Origin of the sequence: Pseudomonas sp. CFBP2511 (assembly GCF_030209255.1) — a bacterium.
Taxonomy (GTDB): Bacteria; Pseudomonadota; Gammaproteobacteria; order Pseudomonadales; family Pseudomonadaceae; genus Aquipseudomonas; species Aquipseudomonas avellanae.
The window spans coordinates 317,030-339,180 of sequence record NZ_JARVSI010000006.1 but is presented as its reverse complement, the minus strand read 5'-3'; the positions used below and the strand labels follow the sequence as shown (position 1 = coordinate 339,180).

Sequence of the window (22,151 nt, the reverse complement as noted above, 5' to 3'; positions counted from 1 at the left end):
CCCCGTAAAATACAGGACTCAGGCGGCAAGCTAAAACTGTCCAACTTCCGGGGGGGCAGTCCACAGAGCGTGCGGAACGATAGGTGTTCCGGCGATTACCTTTCACGCTGGAGCCGCATGCCCCCGGCCTGTTAACATTCCGCGCTTGATCGACCTATTTCGGGATTTTCCATGACCACCGTTCGTACCCGCATCGCGCCATCGCCCACCGGCGACCCTCACGTCGGCACGGCCTACATCGCGCTGTTCAACTACTGCTTTGCCAAACAGCACGGCGGCGAGTTTATTCTGCGCATTGAAGACACCGATCAGTTGCGCTCGACCCGCGAGTCCGAACAGCAGATTTTCGACGCACTGCGCTGGCTGGGCATCGAATGGAGCGAAGGCCCGGACGTCGGCGGTCCACACGGTCCGTATCGTCAAAGCGAACGGGGCGATATCTACCAGAAATACGCGCAGCAACTGGTCGAACTGGGTCATGCCTTCCCGTGTTTCTGTACCGCCGAAGAACTCGACGAGATGCGCGCCGAGCAGCAGGCCAAAGGCGAAACCCCGCGTTACGACGGTCGTGCCTTGCTGCTCTCTAAAGAGGAAGTCCAGCGCCGCCTGGATGCCGGCGAGCCGCACGTCATCCGCATGAAAGTGCCGACCGAAGGCGTCTGCGTGGTGCCGGATATGCTGCGTGGCGAAGTCGAAATCCCGTGGGACCGCATGGACATGCAGGTCCTGATGAAGACCGACGGGTTACCGACCTACTTCCTGGCCAACGTGGTCGATGACCACCTGATGGGCATCACCCACGTACTGCGTGGCGAAGAATGGCTGCCATCGGCGCCGAAACTGATCCAGCTTTACGAGTATTTTGGCTGGGACAAGCCGCAGCTGTGCTACATGCCGCTGCTGCGTAACCCCGACAAGAGCAAACTGTCCAAGCGCAAGAACCCGACCTCTGTGACCTTCTACGAGCGCATGGGGTTCATGCCTGAAGCGATGCTCAACTACCTGGGCCGCATGGGCTGGTCGATGCCTGACGAGCGCGAGAAGTTCTCGCTGCAGGAGATGGTTGACCACTTCGACCTGTCGCGTGTTTCGCTGGGCGGGCCGATCTTCGATATCGAGAAGCTCTCCTGGCTCAACGGCCAGTGGCTGCGTGAGCTGCCGGTCGAGGAATTCGCCTCGCGTCTACAGACCTGGGCACTGAACCCTGAATACATGATGAAGATCGCGCCGCATGTGCAGGGCAGGGTAGAGACCTTCAGCCAGGTCGCGCCGCTGGCAGGCTTTTTCTTCGCGGGCGGCGTCACGCCTGATGTGAAACTGTTCGAGCACAAGAAGCTGTCGCCGGATCAGGTGCGTCAGGTCATGCAGTTGATTCTGTGGAAGCTCGAATCGCTGCGTCAGTGGGAGAAGGAGCGGATCATGGGCAGCATCCAGGCCGTCGTCGAGCACCTCGAACTCAAGTTGCGTGACGCCATGCCACTGATGTTTGCAGCGATCACCGGTCAGGCCAATTCGGTCTCGGTGACCGACGCGATGGAAATCCTCGGGCCTGACCTGACCCGCTTCCGCCTGCGCCAGGCACTCGATTTGCTGGGCGGCGTTTCGAAGAAAGAAAACAAAGAATGGGAAAAGCTGCTGGGTGCCATCGCCTGAGGGACATGCCCGCAGGTCTGAATCGCCCCCGGTTTTCCGGGGGTTGAAGGGTAAGTGGTTGTATTACCGACAAAAAACTTTGGAAATTGCAAAAAATAAATTTGACAGCTCAGCGACTCACGCTTAATATGCGCCCCGTCCACTGATGTGGGGCTTTAGCTCAGCTGGGAGAGCGCCTGCATGGCATGCAGGAGGTCAGCGGTTCGATCCCGCTAAGCTCCACCAAATTTAGCGTTTCAGAGCGCAGCTACATTGTTCTGATTCGATGTGAAACAAACGGATCCAGCGACCGTTTGCTTTTACGAGAAGGTTTTGTCCCCTTCGTCTAGTGGCCTAGGACACCGCCCTTTCACGGCGGTAACAGGGGTTCGAGTCCCCTAGGGGACGCCAGTTTCACCGAGTGATACTTCAACGTTGATCTCCGCCGCGAGGCGATAAATCCGGGGCTTTAGCTCAGCTGGGAGAGCGCCTGCATGGCATGCAGGAGGTCAGCGGTTCGATCCCGCTAAGCTCCACCAATTTGCCAGGGTTCACCGCTCGGTGATCCTGACTGAAGGTTTGCGTCCCCTTCGTCTAGTGGCCTAGGACACCGCCCTTTCACGGCGGTAACAGGGGTTCGAGTCCCCTAGGGGACGCCACGATTTCCCGCTCTGCGGGACCAAGGGTCATTCGATTATTGAATGGCCCTTTTGTTTTTCCGGGGTTTGAAAACCCTTTCTTTCTGATTCTTATTCTTCATACATAACCCTGACTAAGTCTCGTGCCAGTGCGTTTGCACGCATCAGGTGGCACCCCTCATCGCATCTACGCCGTAGCATGACGTCATGCCTTGCCGGTAATCACTGCACATAAACGAAAGCGCTTTTTCATCGCGATATCACTGACGACGCCGATTGCGACGTAAGTGACGGCTGAGCCCTGACACTGATCCGGGGGTGGCTCGGCAGGACGCCGAGCTAGCCGCACCGTGCCAGGGATGGCACGTTGCGGCGACCCCCGGATCAGTGTCAGGGCGAAGGAACCCGACGAAGTCGGGCCGGAAACGGAGCCGGGACTTTGCTCACTTTGGTCCCTCAAAGTGAGTCGCCGAGGGGCGAAAAGGTGACCTGAGCCGGAAACAGACATCACTGACATTGCAGAACCGCTTTGATGCAGAGCGTCCAGAACTGCATGCCGACGCGGAGCATCGGCACGATAGTCATGCACAAGCCTGCTTCTGCCCGAAGGGCTGGGGGCGACCGGGGCGGCGATCCGCATTGTTCGCGAAGACTGTGTTTCAGGCGACCCGATTTCTGCGACTGTACGGGCCATTTCGCGAACAAGTTCGCTCCCACGGATCCTGACTTCGTTACACTCCCGCCAATCACATCCACTCAAGCAGGAGCACGCATGGTCTGGGATCGGGCAACGCCTTTCGTCATTGACCTGAACGTCGGCGCCGAAGACATTGATGGGCTGGGGCATGCCAATAATGCCGTGTATGTCTCCTGGCTGGAGCGCTGCGCCTGGCGGCATTCGCAGTTTCTGGGCCTGGACCTGACCGAATATCAGCGTCTGGACCGGGCCATGGCAGTGGTCAGGCACGAGATCGACTACCTGGCCAGCGCCTACGAAAGCGACGAACTGCAACTGGCAACCTGGATCACCGACTGGGACCGCCGCCTGAAAATGACCCGCTGCTTTCAGCTCAAGCGGCCTGCCGACAACCTGACGCTATTACGCGCGCAAACCACCTTTGTCTGCATCGAACTGTCCAGCGGTCGGCCCAAACGCATGCCCGCCGAGTTCATCGAAGGCTACGGTGCAGCCATTCCCGACAGCGACGTTCCCAATCCGCACGCCGGGCAGTAAACTGCCGGACTTTTTTCGAGTATGACCCATGCAAATTGCTCTGGCGCCCATGGAGGGGCTGGTTGACGACATCCTGCGCGATGCCCTGACGAAAGTGGGTGGCATCGACTGGTGCGTGACCGAGTTCATTCGGGTGTCCGAGCGTTTGATGCCGGCGCATTACTTCTACAAGTACGCTTCGGAGTTCCACAACGGCGCGAAGACCGATGCCGGCACGCCGTTACGGCTCCAGCTGTTGGGCTCCGACCCGGTGTGTCTGGCCGAGAACGCGGCGTTCGCTTGCGAACTGGGTGCACCGGTGCTGGACCTGAACTTCGGTTGCCCGGCCAAGACCGTCAACCGCTCGCGAGGCGGCGCAATCCTGCTCAAAGAGCCGGAATTGCTGCACACCATCGTCAGCCAGGTGCGCCGTGCTGTGCCCAAAGACATACCGGTCACCGCCAAGATGCGCCTGGGCTACGAAAATACCGACGGCGCGCTGGATTGCGCCAGAGCGCTGGCCGACGGCGGGGCAGCGCAAATCGTCGTTCACGCACGCACCAAGGTCGACGGCTACAAGCCGCCCGCGCACTGGGAGTGGATTGCGCGCATTCAGGAAGTGGTCAAGGTCCCGGTAGTCGCCAACGGTGAGATCTGGACCGTTGAGGATTGGCGTCGCTGCCGCGAAATCTGCGGCGCGCGGGACATCATGATTGGTCGCGGGTTGGTGGCGCGCCCTGATCTGGCCCGGCAGATTGCTGCGGCGCAGAAGGGCGAAGAGGTGGTGCCGATGACCTGGGCTGAGTTGCAGCCAATGTTGCGCACCTTTTGGCAAGCCTGCCTGGTCAAGATGACGCTTGTTCAGGCACCGGGTCGCCTCAAGCAATGGCTGGTGCTGCTGACCAAGAGCTACCCCGAAGCGACCTTGATGTTCAATACGCTGCGTCGCGAAACCGACTGCGACCGAATCACCGTACTGCTCGGTTGCTCCACTAAAAGCTGACCCTGACGAACGGTCAAAAAAACCTGAAAAACCTCTCTTGAAAAGCAAACGGCCGTCCCTATTTTGGTGATCAAGCGATGCCGAATACGGGTCGCGTAAACCACTCGCTGACAAACAGGAGAAATTATCATGGCGACTGCATTTTCACTGGCTCCACTCTTTCGTCATTCCGTGGGTTTCGACCGCTTCAACGACCTTTTCGAGTCGGCGGCGCGAAATGAGACAGCCAGCGGTTACCCTCCTTACAACGTGGAGCGGCATACCGATGATCATTACCGCATCGTGATCGCTGCAGCAGGCATGCAAGAGCAGGATCTCGAGTTGCAAGTCGAGAAGGGTGTATTGACCGTCATCGGCAACAAGCGTGAGCAAGAAGCTGATAACGTAACGTATCTGCATCAGGGTATTGCCCGGCGTGAATTCAAGCTGTCGTTCAGGCTGGCGGACAATATTGAAGTCAAAGGGGCCGATCTTTCTCATGGCCTGCTGAACATCGACCTGGTGCGCAACGTGCCGGAAGAAGCGAAACCAAAGCGTATTCCGCTCAATACTCAGAAAGTACTGAACAGCTGATCAATACGCAGCACGCAACACACAACAAAGGCGTCTTCGGGCGCCTTTGCTGTTTTCATTCGATAGAAGCAGACCTCTGCAACTAGCGCCTGAGTTGCAGAAGCGTCTCGAACTCAGGCCCTGGCAGTGGCTCGCTGAACAGGTAGCCCTGATAGTTGTAACAACCCACGCGCTCAAGAAACGCCAGTTGCTCCGGGGTTTCGACGCCTTCGGCAATCACGTGCAAGTTGAGGCTCTGCGCCATGGCGACGATGGCGCGGATGATTTCTGCGTCGTTGGGGTCGCTGGTGGCGTCCTGAACGAATGACTGGTCGATCTTCAGCGTATCCACCGGCAAGCGCTTGAGGTAGGTGAGCGATGAATAGCCGGTGCCGAAATCGTCCATCGCAAAGCCTACACCCAGGTCCCTCAGGGTGCGCATCTTGAGAATGGTGTCGTCCAGATTCTGGATGACGATGCCTTCGGTTATTTCCAGCTTGAGCATGGTCGCCGGCAAGTGATGCTGTTTGAGACTGTGTTCGACGCGCTCGACAAAGTCGCTCTGGCGAAACTGACGCGGACTGACATTGACGCCCATCAGAAAGCGGTCTTTCGAGACCAGCCCCTGACTCAGCAGAAGCCCGCCGATTTTACAGGCATCGTCGAGAATCCGGCTGCCAACCTCCAGAATCATGCCGCTCTCTTCCAGTATCTGGACAAACTGGTCGGGCGCCAGCAGCCCGTATTCGGGGTGCTGCCAGCGCAGCAGGGCTTCCGCGCCGGTGATCTGATTGGTGCGGCAATCGACCTGCGCCTGGAAGTGCAGGTGAAATTCGTTGCGGGTGAGCGCCAGGCGCAGGTCGTTTTCAAGGCGCAGACGCTGACTGACCGCCTGTTGCATGGAGACATGGAAAAACTGCGAGGCGTTGCGCCCGGAGTCCTTGGCGCGATACAGGGCGATATCGGCACGCTTGAGCAGGTCGGCAGGGGTCAGGCCGTCGTCCGGGATGAGCACGATGCCGACGCTTGGTGTGACCTGCAGGCGATGACCGTCGAGGAACATCGGTTCGGCGAGCAGCACGCGCAGGTTGTCTGCCAGCACGCGCACCTGATGGGTGACGTGCTCGAGAGAACCGTCCAGGCCACAGATCAGCACCACAAATTCGTCACCGCCCAGTCGGGCCACGGTGTCCTCCTGGCGCACGCTGGCTTCCAGGCGTGCGGCAATGACGCTCAGGACGCTGTCGCCCACCGGGTGGCCGAGTGAGTCATTGATGTGTTTGAAGTGGTCCAGGTCAAGAAACAACAAGGCACCGCGCAGGTTCTGGTGCTGGAGCAGCGACACTTGCTGGCTCAGACGATCCATCAACAGGGCGCGATTGGGCAGGCCGGTCAGCGGGTCGTGATACGCCAGGTGCTGGATCTGCGCCTGGGCACTTTTCAACTGGCCGATGTCACGGGCATTCATCAGCAGGCAGGCGGTATTGTTCAGGGTGATGAACTCGACCGATACATCCAGCACCAGCGGCGCACCTTTTTTGTCTCGCCCGTTCATTTCCCGGTGGTGCATCCGGCCTTTCTGGCGAAGTTCGTCGATCATGAACTCGCGCTGCACGGTGTCGGTCCATATGCCGATTTCGTGGGCGGTACGGCCAAGCACTTCTCTGGCGCTGAAGCCGGTCAGGCGACAGAAGCCGTCGTTGACCTCGACATAGCGACCGGACTCGATTTCAGTGATGGTGATCGAGTCAGGGCTTGAGTGAAACGCTTTGGCAAATTTCTCTTCGCTGGCCTCAAGCGCCGCCTGAGCGCACTGTTGGGTGATGTCCAGCAGGGTGCCGGCCAACTTGACGGGGTTGCCAATTTCATCCCTGTAGATCCGTGCACGGCTTTCAATCAGGCGTGAAGTGCCGTCTTTCATTTGAAAGCGGTAGGTCATCTGCAGACAATCCTGCCGGCTTTCAAGTGCCGCTGTGTAGGCCGCGCGGACCCGATCGCGCTCCTCGGCGGGCAACCTGTCGAAAAACAGCCTGGAGTCATCGTCGAAGGGCTGTGCGTCCATGCCGTGCAGAAACGATGCACGCGCCGAGGCTTGCAGCCGGCTGTGCGTGATGTTCAGGTCCCAGGTGCCCATCTGCGCCAGGTCCAGCGCCAGTTCGAGGCGCGCGCGGGTTTCCTCGAGAATGCGCTCCGTGTCTGTCGTCGACCGCCCGCTGGAGGTTGGCTGTGCAGGGGCTTGCGGCACGGAGTCGGGCGGAAGGTTGAGCATGTGATCACGAGCCTTTGCTGAATAAAGCCGATAAAGCGATCAGTCTGCTGCGGCGCAGCATGGTCTACTCACTGTGTCTGCGCATCGAGCAATTTCATGAATGCTCTGGCGGCATTCGACAGCGTGCGTTCGGTGTGCAGGATGTAGCCTAGCTGGCGATTGAGCTGCACGCCCGGCAAAGGAATGCGCGCCACCTGTTCGTCGAGCATGGTGCGCGGCAGTACGCTCCAGGCCAGGCCGATGGAGACCATCATCTTGATGGTCTCCATGTAGTTGGTGCTCATGGCTATATTGGGCTTCAGGCCCTCGGCCTCGCACAGCCCGCTGACAATGTGGTGGGTGAACGTGTTGCTGCCCGGAAACACCGCCGGGTAACGCACGATATCCGCCAGTTGCATCGGCCCGCTGTTGGCCAGCGGGTGCTCCGGCGCGGCGACGAAGTCCAGCGGGTCGTCCCACACCGGCATGGCGCGGATCAACGCATGGGGCTCGGGCGCCAGTGTAATGACTGCCAGCTCGGCGCGCCCGTGAAGAATTTCCTCATAGGCCACCTCCGAATCGAGAAACTGAATGTCCAGCGCAACCTCGGGGTAGGCACGGGTAAACGCCCGCAGCACCGGCGGCAGGCGATGCAGGCCGATATGGTGACTGGTTGCCAGGGTCAGCCGGCCGCTGACTTCGCCGGTCAGGTTGGTCAGTGCGCGGCGCGTGTCGTCCAGCACATTGAGGATCTGGTAGGCGCGCGGCAGCAGGGCGCGACCGGCCTCGGTCAGGCTGACTTCGCGGCCCAGGCGATCAAACAAGCGCACGTTGAGCTGCTGCTCCAGACCGGCGATGCGCTTGCTGATGGCAGGCTGGGTGATGTACAGCCGCTCACCGGCACCCGAGAAACTGCCGGTCTCGGCGATGGCTATAAAGGCGTTGAGATTGGCGAGGTCCATAGTCGGATTCCACTTGGTTATCCAAAGCATGAAAATTATGAATTTGAGTTATTTAAGCACATTCCATAGGATGACCGCACAAGCCAAGGGGTCATCGTCACGATTGCCCAAGGCATAGAAACAAGCTGATGAGGAAGTACGTCCGATGGCCGGGAAAACGCTCTACGACAAGCTCTGGGATTCACATTTGGTCAAACAGCGCGACGACGGGTCGGCGCTGATCTACATTGACCGTCATATCATCCACGAAGTGACCTCGCCGCAAGCGTTTGAAGGCCTGCGCCTGGCCAAGCGCAAGCCGTGGCGGATCGATTCGATCATCGCCACCCCCGACCACAACGTGCCGACCACGTCGGAACGCAAGGGCGGGATTGAGGCTATCGAAGACCAGGTGTCGCGCCTGCAAGTGCAGACTCTGGACGACAACTGCGACGAATACGGCATCACTGAATTCAAGATGAATGACCCGCGTCAGGGCATCGTCCACGTCATCGGCCCGGAGCAGGGCGCAACCCTGCCGGGCATGAGCGTGGTCTGCGGCGACTCGCACACCTCGACCCACGGCGCATTCGGCGCGCTAGCCCATGGTATCGGCACCTCCGAGGTCGAGCATGTGCTGGCGACCCAGTGCCTGGTGGCCAAGAAGATGAAGAACATGCTGGTGTCGGTCGAAGGGCAATTGCCGTTCGGCGTGACTGCCAAAGACATTGTGCTGGCGGTTATCGGCAAGATCGGCACCGCAGGCGGTAACGGTTACGCCATCGAGTTCGCTGGCAGCGCGATTCGTGACCTGTCGATCGAAGGCCGCATGACCATTTGCAATATGTCCATTGAGGCCGGTGCGCGGGTCGGCATGGTCGCCACTGACGAGAAGACCGTCGAATACGTCAAAGGCCGCCCGTTTGCACCGAAGGGCGCTGAATGGGACCTTGCCGTCGAGGCCTGGCAGGATCTTGTGTCCGACGCTGATGCGGTGTTCGACACCGTGGTCAAGCTGGATGCCGCACAGATCAAGCCACAGGTCAGTTGGGGCACTTCGCCGGAAATGGTCCTGGCCGTCGATCAGAACGTGCCGGACCCTGCGCAGGAGCCGGACCTGGTCAAGCGTGGCTCCATTGAGCGCGCCTTGAAATACATGGGCCTGAAAGCCAATCAGCCGATCACCGATATCCAGCTGGACAGGGTGTTCATCGGCTCCTGCACCAACTCGCGCATCGAAGATTTGCGCGCCGCGGCGGACGTTGCCAAGGGCCGTAAGGTGGCTGCAACCATCAAGCAGGCCATCGTGGTGCCAGGCTCGGGGCTGATCAAGGCGCAGGCCGAGAAAGAAGGGCTGGACAAGGTCTTCATTGACGCCGGTTTTGAATGGCGCGAGCCGGGCTGTTCGATGTGCCTGGCCATGAACCCGGATCGCCTCGGCTCCGGCGAGCATTGCGCGTCAACTTCCAACCGTAACTTTGAAGGCCGTCAGGGCGCAGGTGGTCGTACGCATCTGGTGAGCCCGGCGATGGCTGCTGCTGCAGCGGTTACTGGCCGTTTCATCGATGTTCGCGAATTGAGGAATCCAGCATGAAAGCCTTTACCCAGCACAATGGCCTGGTCGCTCCGCTGGATCGCGCCAACGTCGACACCGACCAGATCATCCCCAAGCAGTTTCTCAAGTCGATCAAGCGCACGGGCTTTGGCCCGAACCTGTTCGATGAGTGGCGCTATCTGGATGTGGGCCAGCCGTATCAGGACAACTCCAAGCGCCCGCTGAACCATGATTTCGTGCTCAACAACGCACGTTATCAGGGTGCCAGCGTGCTGTTGGCGCGGGAAAACTTCGGTTGTGGTTCCAGCCGCGAGCACGCACCCTGGGCGCTGGAAGAGTATGGTTTTTGCGCCATCATCGCCCCTAGCTATGCCGACATCTTCTTCAACAACAGCTTCAAGAACGGCCTGCTGCCGATCATTCTGGCTGAAGACGACGTCGATCAACTGTTCAAGCAGGTCGAGGCCAGCCCTGGCTATCAGTTGAGCATTGATCTGCAGGCGCAGACAGTGACCCGCCCTGACGGCGAGGTGCTGAGCTTTGAAATCGATGCATTCCGCAAGCACTGCCTGCTTAACGGTCTGGATGACATCGGCCTGACGCTGATGGACGCCGACGCCATTGCCAGCTTTGAAGGCAAGCATCGCGCCAGCCAGCCATGGTTGTTTCGCGACTGATCAGTAGCCACCGCAGGCTTGTTTGCCAGTAAGGTGCCGTTGCACCTTGCTGGCAACAGTGTTTTAGCCAGGTGATAAATTTTTTGCCGTATTCAGCGTTATAAAAAGGCGCCACCCAAGGTGCCGCTGCACACATCGAGGATGTTATGAACAAGCAGATTCTGATTCTCCCAGGTGATGGTATTGGCCCCGAGATCATGACCGAAGCGGTCAAGGTGCTGGAGCTGGCCAACCAGAAGTATCAACTGGGTTTTGAATTGACCCACGACGTGATCGGCGGCGCGGCCATCGACAAGCACGGCGTGCCGCTGGCCGACGAGACACTGGACCGCGCCCGTGCGGCCGATGCGGTACTGCTCGGCGCGGTGGGCGGCCCGAAATGGGACACCATCGAGCGTGACATCCGTCCTGAGCGCGGCCTGCTGAAAATCCGTTCGCAACTGGGCCTGTTCGGCAATCTGCGCCCGGCGATTCTCTACCCGCAACTGGCGGACGCCTCGAGCCTCAAGCCGGAAATCGTCGCGGGCCTGGACATCCTGATCGTTCGCGAACTGACCGGTGGCATCTATTTTGGCGCGCCACGCGGTACTCGCGTGCTGGACAATGGCGAGCGTCAGGCGTACGACACGCTGCCGTACAGCGAGAGCGAAATCCGTCGCATTGCCAAGGTCGGTTTTGACATGGCCATGGTGCGTGGCAAAAAGCTCTGCTCGGTAGACAAGGCCAACGTACTGGCGTCCAGCCAGCTGTGGCGCGAAATTGTCGAGCAGGTCGCCAAGGATTACCCGGAAGTCGAACTGAGCCACCTGTACGTCGATAACGCCGCCATGCAACTGGTGCGTGCGCCCAAGCAGTTCGACGTGATCGTGACCGACAATCTGTTTGGCGACATTCTGTCCGATCAAGCGTCGATGCTCACCGGTTCCATCGGCATGCTGCCGTCGGCTTCGCTGGACACCGCCAACAAGGGCATGTATGAGCCTTGCCACGGTTCGGCTCCGGACATCGCCGGCCAAGGCATTGCCAACCCGCTGGCCACCATTCTGTCGGTGTCGATGATGCTGCGTTACAGCTTCAACCTGACCGCCGCTGCCGACGCCATCGAACAGGCCGTCAGCCTGGTGCTGGATCAGGGTATCCGCACCGGCGACATCTGGTCCGAGGGCAAAGTCAAAGTCGGTACCAAGGAAATGGGCGATGCAGTAGTCGCCGCGCTACGGAATCTGTAATCTCTCTGGCCCGCCGCCTGCTGTACACACGCAGGGCGGCGGTCCCACTTTTATTCAAGGTGCAGTTGCGATGAAACGTGTAGGTCTGATCGGTTGGCGTGGCATGGTCGGTTCCGTGCTCATGCAGCGGATGCGGGAAGAGCAGGACTTCGATCTCATTGAGCCGGTGTTCTTCACTACCTCCAATGTCGGTGGCCAGGCGCCTTCGGTGGGCAAGGACGTTGCCCCGCTGAAAGATGCCTACAGCATCGACGAACTGAAAACCCTGGACGTGGTGCTGACCTGTCAGGGCGGCGATTACACCAACGAGGTGTTCCCCAAGCTGCGCGAAGCGGGCTGGCAGGGTTACTGGATCGATGCGGCCTCCAGCCTGCGCATGCAGGATGACGCGGTTATCGTGCTCGACCCGGTCAACCGCAAGGTCATCGACCAGCAACTGGACGCGGGCACCAAAAACTACATCGGCGGCAACTGCACGGTCAGCCTGATGCTGATGGGCCTGGGCGGCCTGTTTGACGCCGGGCTGGTCGAGTGGATGAACGTCATGACCTATCAGGCGGCCTCCGGGGCCGGCGCGCAGAACATGCGTGAACTGATCAAGCAGATGGGCGCGGTGCACGCGTCTGTTGCGGATGAACTCGCCAACCCGGCCAGCGCCATTCTGGATATCGACCGCAAGGTGGCGGAAGCCATGCGCAGCGAGTCGTTCCCGACCGAGAACTTCGGCGTGCCGCTGGCCGGCAGTCTGATCCCGTGGATCGACAAGGCGCTGCCCAATGGCCAGAGCCGCGAAGAGTGGAAAGGCCAGGCCGAGACCAACAAGATTCTCGGTCGCTTCAAGAGCCCGATCCCGGTCGACGGCATCTGCGTGCGCATCGGCGCCATGCGCTGTCACAGCCAGGCACTGACCATCAAGCTGAACAAGGATGTGCCGATTGCGGACATCGAAGGCTTGATCAGCCAGCACAACCCATGGGTCAAGCTGGTGCCGAATACCCGCGAAGCCAGCGCGCAAGAGCTGAGCCCGACGGCGGTGACCGGCACAATGAGTGTGCCGGTGGGCCGTCTGCGCAAGCTGAACATGGGCTCGCAGTACCTGGGCGCCTTCACCGTCGGTGATCAGCTGCTGTGGGGCGCGGCTGAACCGCTGCGGCGCATGCTGAGGATCCTGCTGGAGCGTTGATGCTTCGGTTTACACCAAACCCGCTGTCTGAAAGGGCAGCGGGTTTTTTAATGTCTCACTGTTAAAATCCCATTATGTGGGATTGTAATTTACATATTGAGATAAGTATGACAACAGGTTTATAGTCGTCTGGCACTCACTTCCAATAAAACAACAGGTGAAGCAATGCAGGCGCAATTGATCGCACTCGACTGGGGGACGACCTCCCTTCGTGCTTATCGACTTGGCGAACACGGCCAGGTGCTGGAACAGCGCGCCCTGAGCGCGGGCATCATGCAGTTGCCGACCACGCCGCGTCTGATTTCCGGGCAGCTGTGCAGTGACGGTTTTGAACTGGCTTTCGATCAGGCCTGCGGCGACTGGCTTGACGCCGAGCCCGGCCTGCCGGTGATTGCCTGTGGCATGGTCGGCAGCGCGCAGGGCTGGCGCGAGGCGGCTTATCGGGAAACTCCGGCCAGCGTCAACCAACTGAGCGCAGCGCTGCAAACGGTGCGCAGCCAGAGTGGGGTGACCGTGCATATCATTCCGGGCGTACTGCAACGTTCGACCCTGCCCAACGTCATGCGTGGCGAAGAAACCCAGGTGCTCGGCGTATTGGCCGGGCTGGAGACGCAACTCGACAACCAGCCCCTGCTGATTGGCCTGCCGGGCAGCCATTCCAAATGGGTGCAGGTCATGCGCGGGCGCATCGTTCATTTTGATACCTTCATGACCGGCGAGGTCTACGCCGCCCTGTGCGCGCACACCATTCTGGGGCGCACCATGCAGCCTGCCGAGGCGTTTGATGACCAGGCGTTTGATCGCGGATTGTCAATTGCCCTGTCGGACACCGGGTCCGCCGGACCGCTTTCCACCATTTTCAGCACCCGAACGCTCGGCCTGACCGGGCAACTGGCGGCGAGCGCTCAGCCGGACTACCTTTCCGGTCTGCTGATCGGCCATGAACTGGGTGCCATCGCCAGGCTGCATCTGCATACCCATGAACAATTGCCTGCGGTGATCCTCATCGGCAGCGAAGCGCTGTGCGCGCGTTATTCACGTGGCCTGACGGTCTGTGGTTTCCCGCAAGTGACACTGGCCGAACAGGCGACCGAGCGCGGCCTGTGGCAGGTCGCGGTGCAGGCGGGCCTGATCGCACGCCAGCCATCCCAACACATTCAAGAGGTTTGACATGCTCAAGCAAGCATTGAAGGAAAACGGTCTGGTCGCGATTCTGCGCGGCCTGCGCCCCGAAGAGGCACCGGCGATTGGCGACGTGTTGTATGAGGCCGGGTTTCGGGTCATCGAAGTGCCGCTCAATTCCCCACAGCCGTTCGACAGCATTCGCTTGCTGCGTCAGCAACTGCCTGCCGATTGCCTGATCGGTGCTGGCACGGTGCTGACCCCGGAGCAGGTGACGCAGGTCAAGGATGCCGGAGGGCAGGTTATTGTCATGCCGCACAGCGATGCCAACGTCTTGCGTGCAGCCAAGGCGGCCGGGCTGTTCTTGTCGCCGGGCGTGGCGACGCCGACCGAGGCGTTTGCCGCGCTGGCCGAAGGTGCTGACGTGCTGAAGCTGTTTCCTGCCGAGCAGATGTCGCCCGCGGTGGTCAAGGCGTGGCTGGCGGTGCTGCCCAAGGGCACGATTGTGCTGCCGGTCGGCGGTATCTCGCCAGACAACATGAAAGTGTTTCTGGACGCCGGCGTGAAAGGTTTCGGCCTGGGCTCCGGGCTGTTCAAACCGGGTATGAGCGCTGCCGACGTCGCCGAGCGGGCCAAGGCTTATGTGGCTGCCTGGAAGCTACATACCGCAGGGCTTGCAGACTGATCGGCATCGCTGTTCGATAGCCGTTATCCAATAAGAGAGTCAACAAGAGAAACCGCACCCATGAAAGTCACCAAACTCACCACGTTCATCGTTCCGCCACGCTGGTGCTTCCTCAAGGTCGAGACTGACGAGGGCGTTGTCGGCTGGGGCGAGCCGGTGGTCGAAGGTCGCGCACACACCGTGGCCGCTGCTGTGGAGGAACTGTCCGATTACCTGATCGGCAAGGACCCGCGCAACATCGAAGACATCTGGACCGTACTGTATCGCGGCGGTTTTTACCGGGGCGGCGCGATCCACATGAGCGCACTGGCCGGCATTGATCAGGCGTTGTGGGACATCAAGGGCAAGGCGCTGGGTGTTTCGGTGAGTGATTTGCTGGGTGGCCAGGTGCGCGACAAGATCCGTGTGTACTCGTGGATCGGCGGCGACCGTCCTGCCGACACGGCGCGTGCAGCCAAAGAAGCCGTCGAGCGCGGCTTTACGGCGGTGAAAATGAACGGCACCGAGGAGCTGCAATTTCTCGACACCTTCGACAAGGTCGATCTGGCGCTGGCCAATGTGGCTGCCGTGCGTGATGCGGTGGGGCCGAATGTCGGCATTGGTGTGGACTTCCATGGTCGCGTCCACAAGCCGATGGCCAAGGTGCTGATGAAAGAGCTGGATGCGTACAAGCTGATGTTCATCGAAGAACCGGTGCTCAGCGAAAACTACGAAGCCCTGAAAGAACTGGCACCGCTGACCAGCACGCCGATTGCCTTGGGCGAACGGCTGTTCTCGCGCTGGGATTTCAAGCGGGTGTTGAGTGAGGGCTACGTCGACATTATTCAGCCGGATGCGTCGCATGCGGGCGGTATCACCGAAACCCGCAAGATCGCCAACATGGCCGAAGCCTACGACGTCGCGCTGGCGCTGCATTGCCCGCTGGGGCCGATTGCGCTGGCGGCGTGCCTGCAACTGGATGCGGTTTGTTACAACGCCTTTATCCAGGAACAAAGCCTGGGCATTCACTACAACGAAAGCAACGACCTGCTCGATTACGTCAAGCATCCGGAAGTGTTCGACTACGACAAAGGCATGGTCAAGATCCCCAACGGGCCGGGCCTGGGCATCGAAATCAACGAAGAATACGTCATCGAACGCGCCGCCATCGGCCACCGTTGGCGCAACCCGATCTGGCGTCATGCCGATGGCAGTTTTGCGGAGTGGTAGGGCGCAGTAAATCTCCGTGATCATCGTTCCCACGCTTTGCGTGGGAATGCCGTTCTGGACGCTCTGCGTCCGATTTTGAGGGCGCTACGCGGCGCATGTATGTGACGCAGAGCGTCACGAAATGCATCACCACGCGGAGCGTGGGGACGAGAATCAGCGTGTCTTCAGCTCATTTATATCGAAGCACAGACCTCAATAAATCCAACAAGAGGCTACAGGCCATGCGTACTCGTACGATGGAAGGCGCGGCGTCGCTGGTGACGCCGTCCCGCAAACGTTTCTTCATCATGGTGCTGCTGTTCATTACAGTGGTGATCAACTACCTGGACCGCAGCAACCTGTCCATAGCCGCCCCGGCACTGACCGCCGAACTGGGCCTTGATACGGTGCACGTCGGGCTGATCTTCTCGGCGTTCGGCTGGACCTACGCCGCCATGCAATTGCCCGGTGGCTGGCTGGTGGACCGGGTGCCGCCGCGCATCCTTTACACCGCCGCACTGCTGCTGTGGTCCATCGCGACCATCATGCTCGGCTTTGCCGCCAGCTTCATCGCACTGTTCGTGCTGCGCATGGCCGTCGGTGCGCTCGAAGCACCGGCCTATCCGATCAACAGTCGTGTGGTGACCACCTGGTTTCCAGAGCGCGAGCGCGCCACCGCCATTGGCGTTTACACCTCCGGGCAGTTCGTCGGTCTGGCGTTTCTGACGCCGGTGCTGGCCTGGTTGCAGGCGCACTACGGCTGGCACATGGTGTTTGTCGTAACGGGTGGCGTCGGCGTGTTGTGGGCGTTGATCTGGTACGCGGTGTATCGCGAACCGCGTGACTTCAAAGGCGTTAACCAACAGGAAATCGACCTGATCAAAGAGGGCGGCGGACTGGTGGACATCCAGACCGAAGCCGACAAGCAGAAGCAGGGTTTCAGCTGGCTGGACCTGGGCATCGTGCTGAGCAAGCGTAAGCTGTGGGGGATCTATCTGGGGCAGTTCTGCCTGAACTCCACGCTGTGGTTCTTCCTGACCTGGTTCCCGACCTATCTGGTCAAATACCGCGGCATGGACTTCATCAAGTCCGGGTTGCTGGCGTCATTGCCGTTTCTGGCGGCGTTTGTCGGGGTGTTGTGTTCGGGGTTTTTCTCCGACTGGCTGATCCGCCGTGGCCATAGCGTGGGCTTTGCCCGCAAATTGCCGATCATTGCCGGGCTGCTGATTTCCACGTCGATCATCGGCGCCAACTTCGTCGATTCCACACCACTGGTCATCACCTTCCTGGCGCTGGCGTTTTTCGGTAACGGTCTGGCATCGATCACCTGGTCGCTGGTCTCGACCCTGGCCCCGGCGCGCTTGCTGGGCCTGACCGGTGGCACGTTCAACTTCATCGGCAATCTCGCCGCCATCGCCACACCGATCGTGATCGGCTTTCTGGCAACCGGTGACTCGTTTGCGCCAGCCATCACCTACATTTCGGCGTTGGCACTGCTGGGCGCGCTGTCTTACATCCTGCTGGTTGGGAAGGTGGAGCGTATCGAACTCTGATGTCGACGCGTGCGGACGCTGGCGGCGATAATGCTGCCAGCTTGCTGATCCGAACCTTTCCCTATTTGAACCTGGCCTGTCATGCACAACGATTCGATCATCCCTGAAAAAACCACTGGCAAAGAACCGGCGCCAAGCGGGACCCAGACCCTGTTGCGCGGCCTTGGCGTGGTTCAGGCGGTGGCCAGTGGCGCACGGGACCTGAAAGAGATCGCCCGGCTGATCGGCACCACGCGCAGCACTACTCACCGGCTGGCCAGTTGCCTGGTCGAGGAGCGCTACCTTCGGGTGGTGCCGCAAGTGGGTTATTTGCTGGGGCCGAAGCTGATCGAGCTGGGTTTTCAGGCGCGCGAAGAAGTGCCGCTGGCCATTCTCGCCCGCCCGTATCTGGATAGGCTGTCGGAACTGACCGGCGATACGGTGCATCTGGCGGTTCGGGAGGGGGACGACGTGTTGTACCTGCACAAGAACCCTGGTCGCAACGGACCGGAAATGCGCTCGCGGGTCGGGCACCGTATGCCGCTGGTGCGCACCGGTATCGGCAAGGCGTTGTTGCTGGACAGTACGCAAGCAGAGTGGCAGCGGCTGTACGAGGTCAGCATGCCGGCGTCAGGTAGAAACCCGCTGTGGCCTGCTCATGAGCAGCAAACCTGGGAACAGCTTAAAGCGCGAAGGGAGGAGTACGTGCAGGGCGGTTATGCGTTTGACCTGGAGGACAACGAACCGTCGATTCGTTGTGTCGCAGCGCCGGTACGTGATGCCAGCAAACAGATTGTTGCCGGCATCAGTGTCGCCAGTACCGTGCCTTACATGCCGCTGGAGAAAATGGCCGAGCTGGTTCCGCTGATCAAACAGATAGCAGCGGAACTCTCGGCCGATCTCGGCGGCTGATTCCTGGCCAATTAGGCCTGCAATGTGGCCATATCGATCACGAAGCGGTATTTCACGTCACCGGCCAGCATGCGCTCGTAGGCTTCGTTGATGTTGCGGATATCGAGCATTTCGATGTCGCAGGTGATGCCGTTCTCGGCGCAGAAATCCAGCACTTCCTGGGTTTCGGCAATGCCGCCGATCAACGAACCGGCCAACACGCGACGGCTCATCACCAGATGGGCTGCATGGACGGGCGGCTCGATAGGTTCGATCAGACCGACCAGAATATGCACGCCGTCAAAGCGCAGCGTTTCCAGGTAGGGGTTCAGGTCGTGTTGCACCGGAATGGTGTCGAGCAGGAAGTCGAAATGCCCGGCCGCGGCCTTCATCTGTTCGGCATCGGTGGAAACGATCACATGGTCGGCGCCCTGGCGACGTGCTTCCTGAGCCTTGGCTGCGGAGCGGGTAAACAGGGTGACTTCAGCACCCATTGCCTTGGCGAACTTGATGCCCATGTGGCCCAGACCGCCCATGCCCAGAATACCGACCTTGTCACCGGCCTTGACGCCGTAGTGCTTGAGTGGCGAATAAGTGGTGATGCCTGCGCAAAGAATCGGAGCGGCTGCGGCCGGGTCGAGCTTTTCCGGAACGCGAACGACGAAGTGCTCGGCGACCACGATGCTGTTCGAGTAACCGCCCATGGTGTTGCTGCCGTCCACGCGGTCTGGCGTGGCGTAGGTCATGGTCGGGCCTTCCAGGCAATACTGTTCGAGATCCGATTTACAGGCCGAGCACTCGCGGCACGAGTCGACCATGCAACCGACACCGACCAGATCACCGACCTTGTATTTGGTGGCGTTGGCGCCAGTGGCGGTGACGCGACCGACGATCTCGTGGCCGGGCATCAGCGGGTAGACAGCGATGCCCCACTCGTTGCGCGCCTGGTGAATGTCAGAGTGGCAGACGCCGCAGAACAGGATTTCGATGGCCACGTCGTCGGCACGCGGAGCGCGACGTTCGAAAGTCATCGGGGCGAGGGGGGCGGTAGCTGATTGAGCGGCGTAGCCGATAGCTGTGTACATTGTTGACCTCACAGAGTGTTACAGAAACAGAGGCAAGCAATTGTCCTTGTATGGAGAGTGCGCGGCTATGGTGAATCCTCCGTGTTTCATGCCTATTCCTCCGGCCGGATAATTCGGGGTCGGCTCCGGCGCGCAAATCTGCGATTATACAGCTGTCTATTTCTCTGTCGGCCTGCTTTCCATGTCACTCGCTTTTTCCCCTGATGGCAATGCCACGCTTGTGTCCCTGATTCAGCCGCTGGCGGTACGTCCCGGCTTTGTGGCCACGCATTTGCCCGAGGTCCGTGTGCTGTCGGCTTTTGGTTATGTGGCCAGTAGCCCGCAGATCTACGAGCCGAGCCTGATGATTGTGGTGCAGGGCAGCAAAGTCGCCTGTCTGGGGCCGCGCACTTTTGAATACGGCACTGGGCATTACCTGATTCAGGCGCTGTCGGTGCCGTTCAAATGCGAGACCTTCGCCTCCCCGGGCAAGCCGCTGTATGGCGTGTCGGTGGCCATCGACCGCGTGCTGCTTGGCGAGCTGGTGCAAGCGATGGGTCCGGCCAGCGGCCAGGAAAGCCAGATGCAGACCCCGGAGTCCATGACATCGGTACGCATCGACCCTGCGATGCGCGACAGCGTCGAACGCCTGCTGCGCTGTCTGCACGATCCGCTGGAGTGTCAGGCGATGGGGCAGGCGCGTATTCGTGAAGTGCTGTACAGCGCGCTACGCGGCCCGCAATCGGGTGTATTGCGGGCGCTGGTCGAGCAGCAGGGGCAGTTTGCGCGGATCGCCTCGGCGGTGACGTATCTGCATGATCATTACGATCACGCATTGAACGTCGACACCCTGGCCCGCTGCGCGAACATGAGCACCTCGACCTTCCACGAACACTTCAAGCGCAGCACGTTATTGTCGCCTGTGCAGTACCTCAAACGCCTGCGCCTGCTCAAGGCCCAGCAATTGCTGGTAGCCGATGGATTGAACGTGGCCCAGGTCGCGCTCAGGGTCGGCTATCAGAGCGCGTCACAGTTCAGTCGGGAATACAAACGCTATTTTGAACGGAGTCCTGGAGAGGCTAGCTGCAAGCCATAAGCTGCAAGCTCTAAGCTTGCCGCTTACAACTTGCAGCTGCTTCACCTCACATATTGGGGTAGGTCGGTCCGCCAGCGCCTTCCGGTGCCACCCAGGTGATGTTCTGCGAAGGGTCCTTGATGTCGCAGGTCTTGCAGTGCACGCAGTTCTGCGCGTTGATCTGGAAGCGTTTCTCTCCATCTTCCCTGGTAATGACTTCGTACACGCCTGCCGGGCAGTAGCGTTGGGCCGGTTCGTCGTACAGCGGCAGGTTTTTGCTGATCGGGATGCTCGGATCGGTCAGCTTAAGGTGGCAGGGTTGTTCCTCTTCATGGTTGGTGCTGGAGAGGAATACCGAGCTGAGTTTATCGAAACTGAGCTTGCCGTCGGGTTTGGGGTAATCGATCTTCTTTGAGTCCGCCGCCAGCTTGAGGCAGGCGTAATCCGGCTTAGTGTCGTGCAGGGTAAACGGCAGCTTGCCACCGAAGATGTTCTGATCGATGAAGTTGAATGCGCCGCCCTTGATCGCGCCGTACTTGTGGATCGCCACGCCAAAGTTGCGGCTGGCGAACAGCTCCGCATGCAGCCAGCTGGCTTTGAAGGCATCGACGTAGGCGGTCAGCACGTCGCCGCCTTCCTTGCCGGCGAACAGGGCGTCCGCTACCGATTCTGCAGCCAGCATGCCGGACTTCATGGCAGTGTGGCTGCCCTTGATCTTGGCGAAGTTCAGGGTGCCGAGGTCGCAACCGATCAGCGCGCCGCCAGGGAAGACCATTTTCGGCAGCGAGTTCAGGCCGCCCTTGGCAATGGCGCGTGCGCCGTAGCTGATGCGTTTGCCGCCTTCCAGGTACTGCTTGATGACCGGGTGATGCTTGTAGCGCTGGAATTCATCGAACGGTGACAGGTACGGGTTGGTGTAGGACAAGTCGACGATCAGGCCGACCACCACCTGATTGTTTTCCAGGTGATACAGGAAAGAGCCGCCCGGATTGGCATCATCCAGTGGCCAGCCTGCGGTATGCACCACCAGGCCTTGTTCGTGTTTGGCCGGATCGACTTCCCAGATTTCCTTCAGGCCGATGGCGTAGTGCTGCACGTCGGCTTCGTTGTCGAGGTCGAAGCGCTTGAGCAACTGCTTGCCGATGTGGCCACGGCAGCCTTCGGCGAACAGCGTGTACTTGGCGCGCAGTTCCATGCCGGGGGTGTACAGGCCTTCTTTCGGGTTGCCTTCGCGGTCGACGCCGAGATCACCGGTGACGATGCCGCGCACCACGCCGTTTTCGTCGAATAACGCTTCCTGGGCCGCAAAGCCCGGGTAGATTTCCACGCCCAGGTTTTCAGCCTGCTGGGCGAGCCAGCGGCACAGATTGCCCAGTGAGATAATGTAGTTACCATGATTGTGCATGGTCTTTGGCACGAAAAAGTCGGGGATTTTCTGGGCTTTTTCGGCGTCGCGCAGCACGTAGATGTCATCGCGCTTGACCGGCGTATTGAGTGGCGCGCCCAATTCCTGCCAGTTCGGAAACAACTCGTTCAGTGCGCGCGGTTCGAACACGGCACCGGACAGAATGTGCGCGCCGACTTCGGAGCCTTTTTCCACCACGCAGACGCTGATTTCCTGCCCGGCTTCAGCGGCCTTCTGTTTAAGGCGGCAAGCGGCAGAAAGCCCGGAAGGGCCGGCTCCGACGATGACGACGTCGAATTCCATGTATTCGCGTTCCAC

Annotated in this window: 18 protein-coding genes and 4 tRNA genes; 18 read left to right on the top strand and 4 right to left on the bottom strand. The window is 60.0% G+C overall.

What is annotated here, in order from left to right; genetic code table 11:
- Nucleotides 1-171 precede the first annotated feature (171 nt).
- The 8 genes from gltX to QRN38_RS06265 all read left to right on the top strand — a co-directional run bounded on the left by gltX (nt 172) and on the right by QRN38_RS06265 (nt 5,059).
- Complete coding sequence (gltX, locus tag QRN38_RS06300; protein ID WP_007246316.1) at nt 172-1,653, top strand: glutamate--tRNA ligase; 1,482 nt, start codon at nt 172-174, stop codon at nt 1,651-1,653.
- Between the two features lie 149 nt (nt 1,654-1,802).
- Nucleotides 1,803-1,878, top strand: a tRNA-Ala gene (locus QRN38_RS06295).
- 89 nt (nt 1,879-1,967) lie between these two features.
- A tRNA-Glu gene (locus tag QRN38_RS06290) sits at nt 1,968-2,043 on the top strand.
- Nucleotides 2,044-2,095: 52 nt separating this feature from the next.
- Nucleotides 2,096-2,171 (top strand) — tRNA-Ala (locus QRN38_RS06285).
- Between the two features lie 44 nt (nt 2,172-2,215).
- Nucleotides 2,216-2,291, top strand: a tRNA-Glu gene (locus QRN38_RS06280).
- Nucleotides 2,292-3,042: 751 nt separating this feature from the next.
- Complete coding sequence (locus tag QRN38_RS06275) at nt 3,043-3,504, top strand: acyl-CoA thioesterase (RefSeq protein ID WP_005769671.1); 462 nt, start codon at nt 3,043-3,045, stop codon at nt 3,502-3,504.
- 28 nt (nt 3,505-3,532) lie between these two features.
- A complete protein-coding gene (locus QRN38_RS06270; RefSeq protein ID WP_005769670.1) occupies nt 3,533-4,486 on the top strand; it encodes a tRNA dihydrouridine synthase in 954 nt (317 codons plus the stop codon).
- Nucleotides 4,487-4,615: 129 nt separating this feature from the next.
- Nucleotides 4,616-5,059, top strand: coding sequence for an Hsp20 family protein (locus QRN38_RS06265; RefSeq protein WP_005769669.1), 444 nt, complete (start codon nt 4,616-4,618; stop codon nt 5,057-5,059).
- 82 nt (nt 5,060-5,141) lie between these two features.
- On the opposite strand, the gene QRN38_RS06260 is transcribed toward QRN38_RS06265, so the two are convergent.
- Entirely contained in the window at nt 5,142-7,307 is a 2,166-nt protein-coding gene (locus QRN38_RS06260; RefSeq protein ID WP_057418889.1) for a putative bifunctional diguanylate cyclase/phosphodiesterase, read from the bottom strand.
- A 68-nt stretch (nt 7,308-7,375) separates the two neighbouring features.
- A complete protein-coding gene (locus QRN38_RS06255) occupies nt 7,376-8,248 on the bottom strand; it encodes a LysR family transcriptional regulator (RefSeq protein WP_057418888.1) in 873 nt (290 codons plus the stop codon).
- Nucleotides 8,249-8,393: 145 nt separating this feature from the next.
- Between QRN38_RS06255 and leuC the strand changes: the two genes are divergently transcribed.
- The 9 genes from leuC (at nt 8,394) to QRN38_RS06210 (ending at nt 18,310) form a co-directional block, all read left to right on the top strand.
- On the top strand, nt 8,394-9,821 hold the full coding sequence (gene leuC, locus QRN38_RS06250) for a 3-isopropylmalate dehydratase large subunit (protein WP_057418887.1): 1,428 nt from the start codon (nt 8,394-8,396) through the stop codon (nt 9,819-9,821).
- On the top strand, nt 9,818-10,459 hold the full coding sequence (gene leuD, locus QRN38_RS06245; RefSeq protein WP_005738101.1) for a 3-isopropylmalate dehydratase small subunit: 642 nt from the start codon (nt 9,818-9,820) through the stop codon (nt 10,457-10,459). The genes leuC and leuD overlap by 4 nt, the downstream gene beginning before the upstream one ends.
- Before the next feature lie 146 nt (nt 10,460-10,605).
- Nucleotides 10,606-11,688, top strand: a complete 1,083-nt coding sequence (gene leuB, locus QRN38_RS06240) for a 3-isopropylmalate dehydrogenase (RefSeq protein WP_057418886.1) — start codon at nt 10,606-10,608, stop codon at nt 11,686-11,688.
- Between the two features lie 70 nt (nt 11,689-11,758).
- Nucleotides 11,759-12,871 (top strand): aspartate-semialdehyde dehydrogenase, encoded by a 1,113-nt coding sequence (asd, locus tag QRN38_RS06235; RefSeq protein ID WP_007244780.1) that lies wholly within the window; start codon nt 11,759-11,761, stop codon nt 12,869-12,871.
- A 165-nt stretch (nt 12,872-13,036) separates the two neighbouring features.
- The gene (locus QRN38_RS06230) at nt 13,037-14,041 is read left to right on the top strand and encodes a 2-dehydro-3-deoxygalactonokinase (protein ID WP_057418885.1); all 1,005 of its coding nucleotides are present in this window, start codon (nt 13,037-13,039) and stop codon (nt 14,039-14,041) included.
- Nucleotide 14,042: 1 nt separating this feature from the next.
- Nucleotides 14,043-14,678 (top strand): 2-dehydro-3-deoxy-6-phosphogalactonate aldolase, encoded by a 636-nt coding sequence (locus QRN38_RS06225; protein WP_007244779.1) that lies wholly within the window; start codon nt 14,043-14,045, stop codon nt 14,676-14,678.
- A 60-nt stretch (nt 14,679-14,738) separates the two neighbouring features.
- Nucleotides 14,739-15,887: a galactonate dehydratase gene (gene dgoD / locus QRN38_RS06220; protein ID WP_057418884.1), complete on the top strand. Its 1,149-nt coding sequence runs from the start codon at nt 14,739-14,741 to the stop codon at nt 15,885-15,887.
- A 221-nt stretch (nt 15,888-16,108) separates the two neighbouring features.
- On the top strand, nt 16,109-17,419 hold the full coding sequence (locus QRN38_RS06215) for an MFS transporter (protein ID WP_005769658.1): 1,311 nt from the start codon (nt 16,109-16,111) through the stop codon (nt 17,417-17,419).
- Between the two features lie 81 nt (nt 17,420-17,500).
- Nucleotides 17,501-18,310, top strand: coding sequence for an IclR family transcriptional regulator (locus QRN38_RS06210; RefSeq protein WP_057416826.1), 810 nt, complete (start codon nt 17,501-17,503; stop codon nt 18,308-18,310).
- A gap of 11 nt (nt 18,311-18,321) precedes the next feature.
- Here the strand turns inward: QRN38_RS06210 and QRN38_RS06205 are convergent, their stop codons facing one another.
- On the bottom strand, nt 18,322-19,374 hold the full coding sequence (locus QRN38_RS06205) for an NAD(P)-dependent alcohol dehydrogenase (RefSeq protein ID WP_007244776.1): 1,053 nt from the start codon (nt 19,372-19,374) through the stop codon (nt 18,322-18,324).
- A 181-nt stretch (nt 19,375-19,555) separates the two neighbouring features.
- On the opposite strand from QRN38_RS06205, the gene QRN38_RS06200 reads away from it, so the two are divergent.
- Nucleotides 19,556-20,449, top strand: coding sequence for an AraC family transcriptional regulator (locus QRN38_RS06200; protein ID WP_057418883.1), 894 nt, complete (start codon nt 19,556-19,558; stop codon nt 20,447-20,449).
- A 46-nt stretch (nt 20,450-20,495) separates the two neighbouring features.
- Here QRN38_RS06200 and QRN38_RS06195 read toward each other — a convergent pair whose 3' ends face one another.
- Nucleotides 20,496-22,151 carry an electron transfer flavoprotein-ubiquinone oxidoreductase gene (locus QRN38_RS06195; RefSeq protein WP_007244774.1) on the bottom strand — a complete coding sequence of 552 codons (1,656 nt, stop codon included), beginning with the start codon at nt 22,149-22,151 and terminating at the stop codon, nt 20,496-20,498.

Coding starts and splice junctions, on each gene's coding strand:
- QRN38_RS06255 (WP_057418888.1), bottom strand. CDS start 8,248: ATGGACCTCGCCAATCTCAACGCCTTTATAGCCATCGCCGAGACCGGC.
- asd (WP_007244780.1), top strand. CDS start 11,759: ATGAAACGTGTAGGTCTGATCGGTTGGCGTGGCATGGTCGGTTCCGTG.
- QRN38_RS06260 (WP_057418889.1), bottom strand. CDS start 7,307: ATGCTCAACCTTCCGCCCGACTCCGTGCCGCAAGCCCCTGCACAGCCA.
- leuD (WP_005738101.1), top strand. CDS start 9,818: ATGAAAGCCTTTACCCAGCACAATGGCCTGGTCGCTCCGCTGGATCGC.
- QRN38_RS06265 (WP_005769669.1), top strand. CDS start 4,616: ATGGCGACTGCATTTTCACTGGCTCCACTCTTTCGTCATTCCGTGGGT.
- leuC (WP_057418887.1), top strand. CDS start 8,394: ATGGCCGGGAAAACGCTCTACGACAAGCTCTGGGATTCACATTTGGTC.
- QRN38_RS06210 (WP_057416826.1), top strand. CDS start 17,501: ATGCACAACGATTCGATCATCCCTGAAAAAACCACTGGCAAAGAACCG.
- QRN38_RS06200 (WP_057418883.1), top strand. CDS start 19,556: ATGTCACTCGCTTTTTCCCCTGATGGCAATGCCACGCTTGTGTCCCTG.
- gltX (WP_007246316.1), top strand. CDS start 172: ATGACCACCGTTCGTACCCGCATCGCGCCATCGCCCACCGGCGACCCT.
- QRN38_RS06215 (WP_005769658.1), top strand. CDS start 16,109: ATGCGTACTCGTACGATGGAAGGCGCGGCGTCGCTGGTGACGCCGTCC.
- QRN38_RS06275 (WP_005769671.1), top strand. CDS start 3,043: ATGGTCTGGGATCGGGCAACGCCTTTCGTCATTGACCTGAACGTCGGC.
- QRN38_RS06230 (WP_057418885.1), top strand. CDS start 13,037: ATGCAGGCGCAATTGATCGCACTCGACTGGGGGACGACCTCCCTTCGT.
- QRN38_RS06270 (WP_005769670.1), top strand. CDS start 3,533: ATGCAAATTGCTCTGGCGCCCATGGAGGGGCTGGTTGACGACATCCTG.
- QRN38_RS06205 (WP_007244776.1), bottom strand. CDS start 19,374: ATGTACACAGCTATCGGCTACGCCGCTCAATCAGCTACCGCCCCCCTC.
- leuB (WP_057418886.1), top strand. CDS start 10,606: ATGAACAAGCAGATTCTGATTCTCCCAGGTGATGGTATTGGCCCCGAG.
- dgoD (WP_057418884.1), top strand. CDS start 14,739: ATGAAAGTCACCAAACTCACCACGTTCATCGTTCCGCCACGCTGGTGC.
- QRN38_RS06225 (WP_007244779.1), top strand. CDS start 14,043: ATGCTCAAGCAAGCATTGAAGGAAAACGGTCTGGTCGCGATTCTGCGC.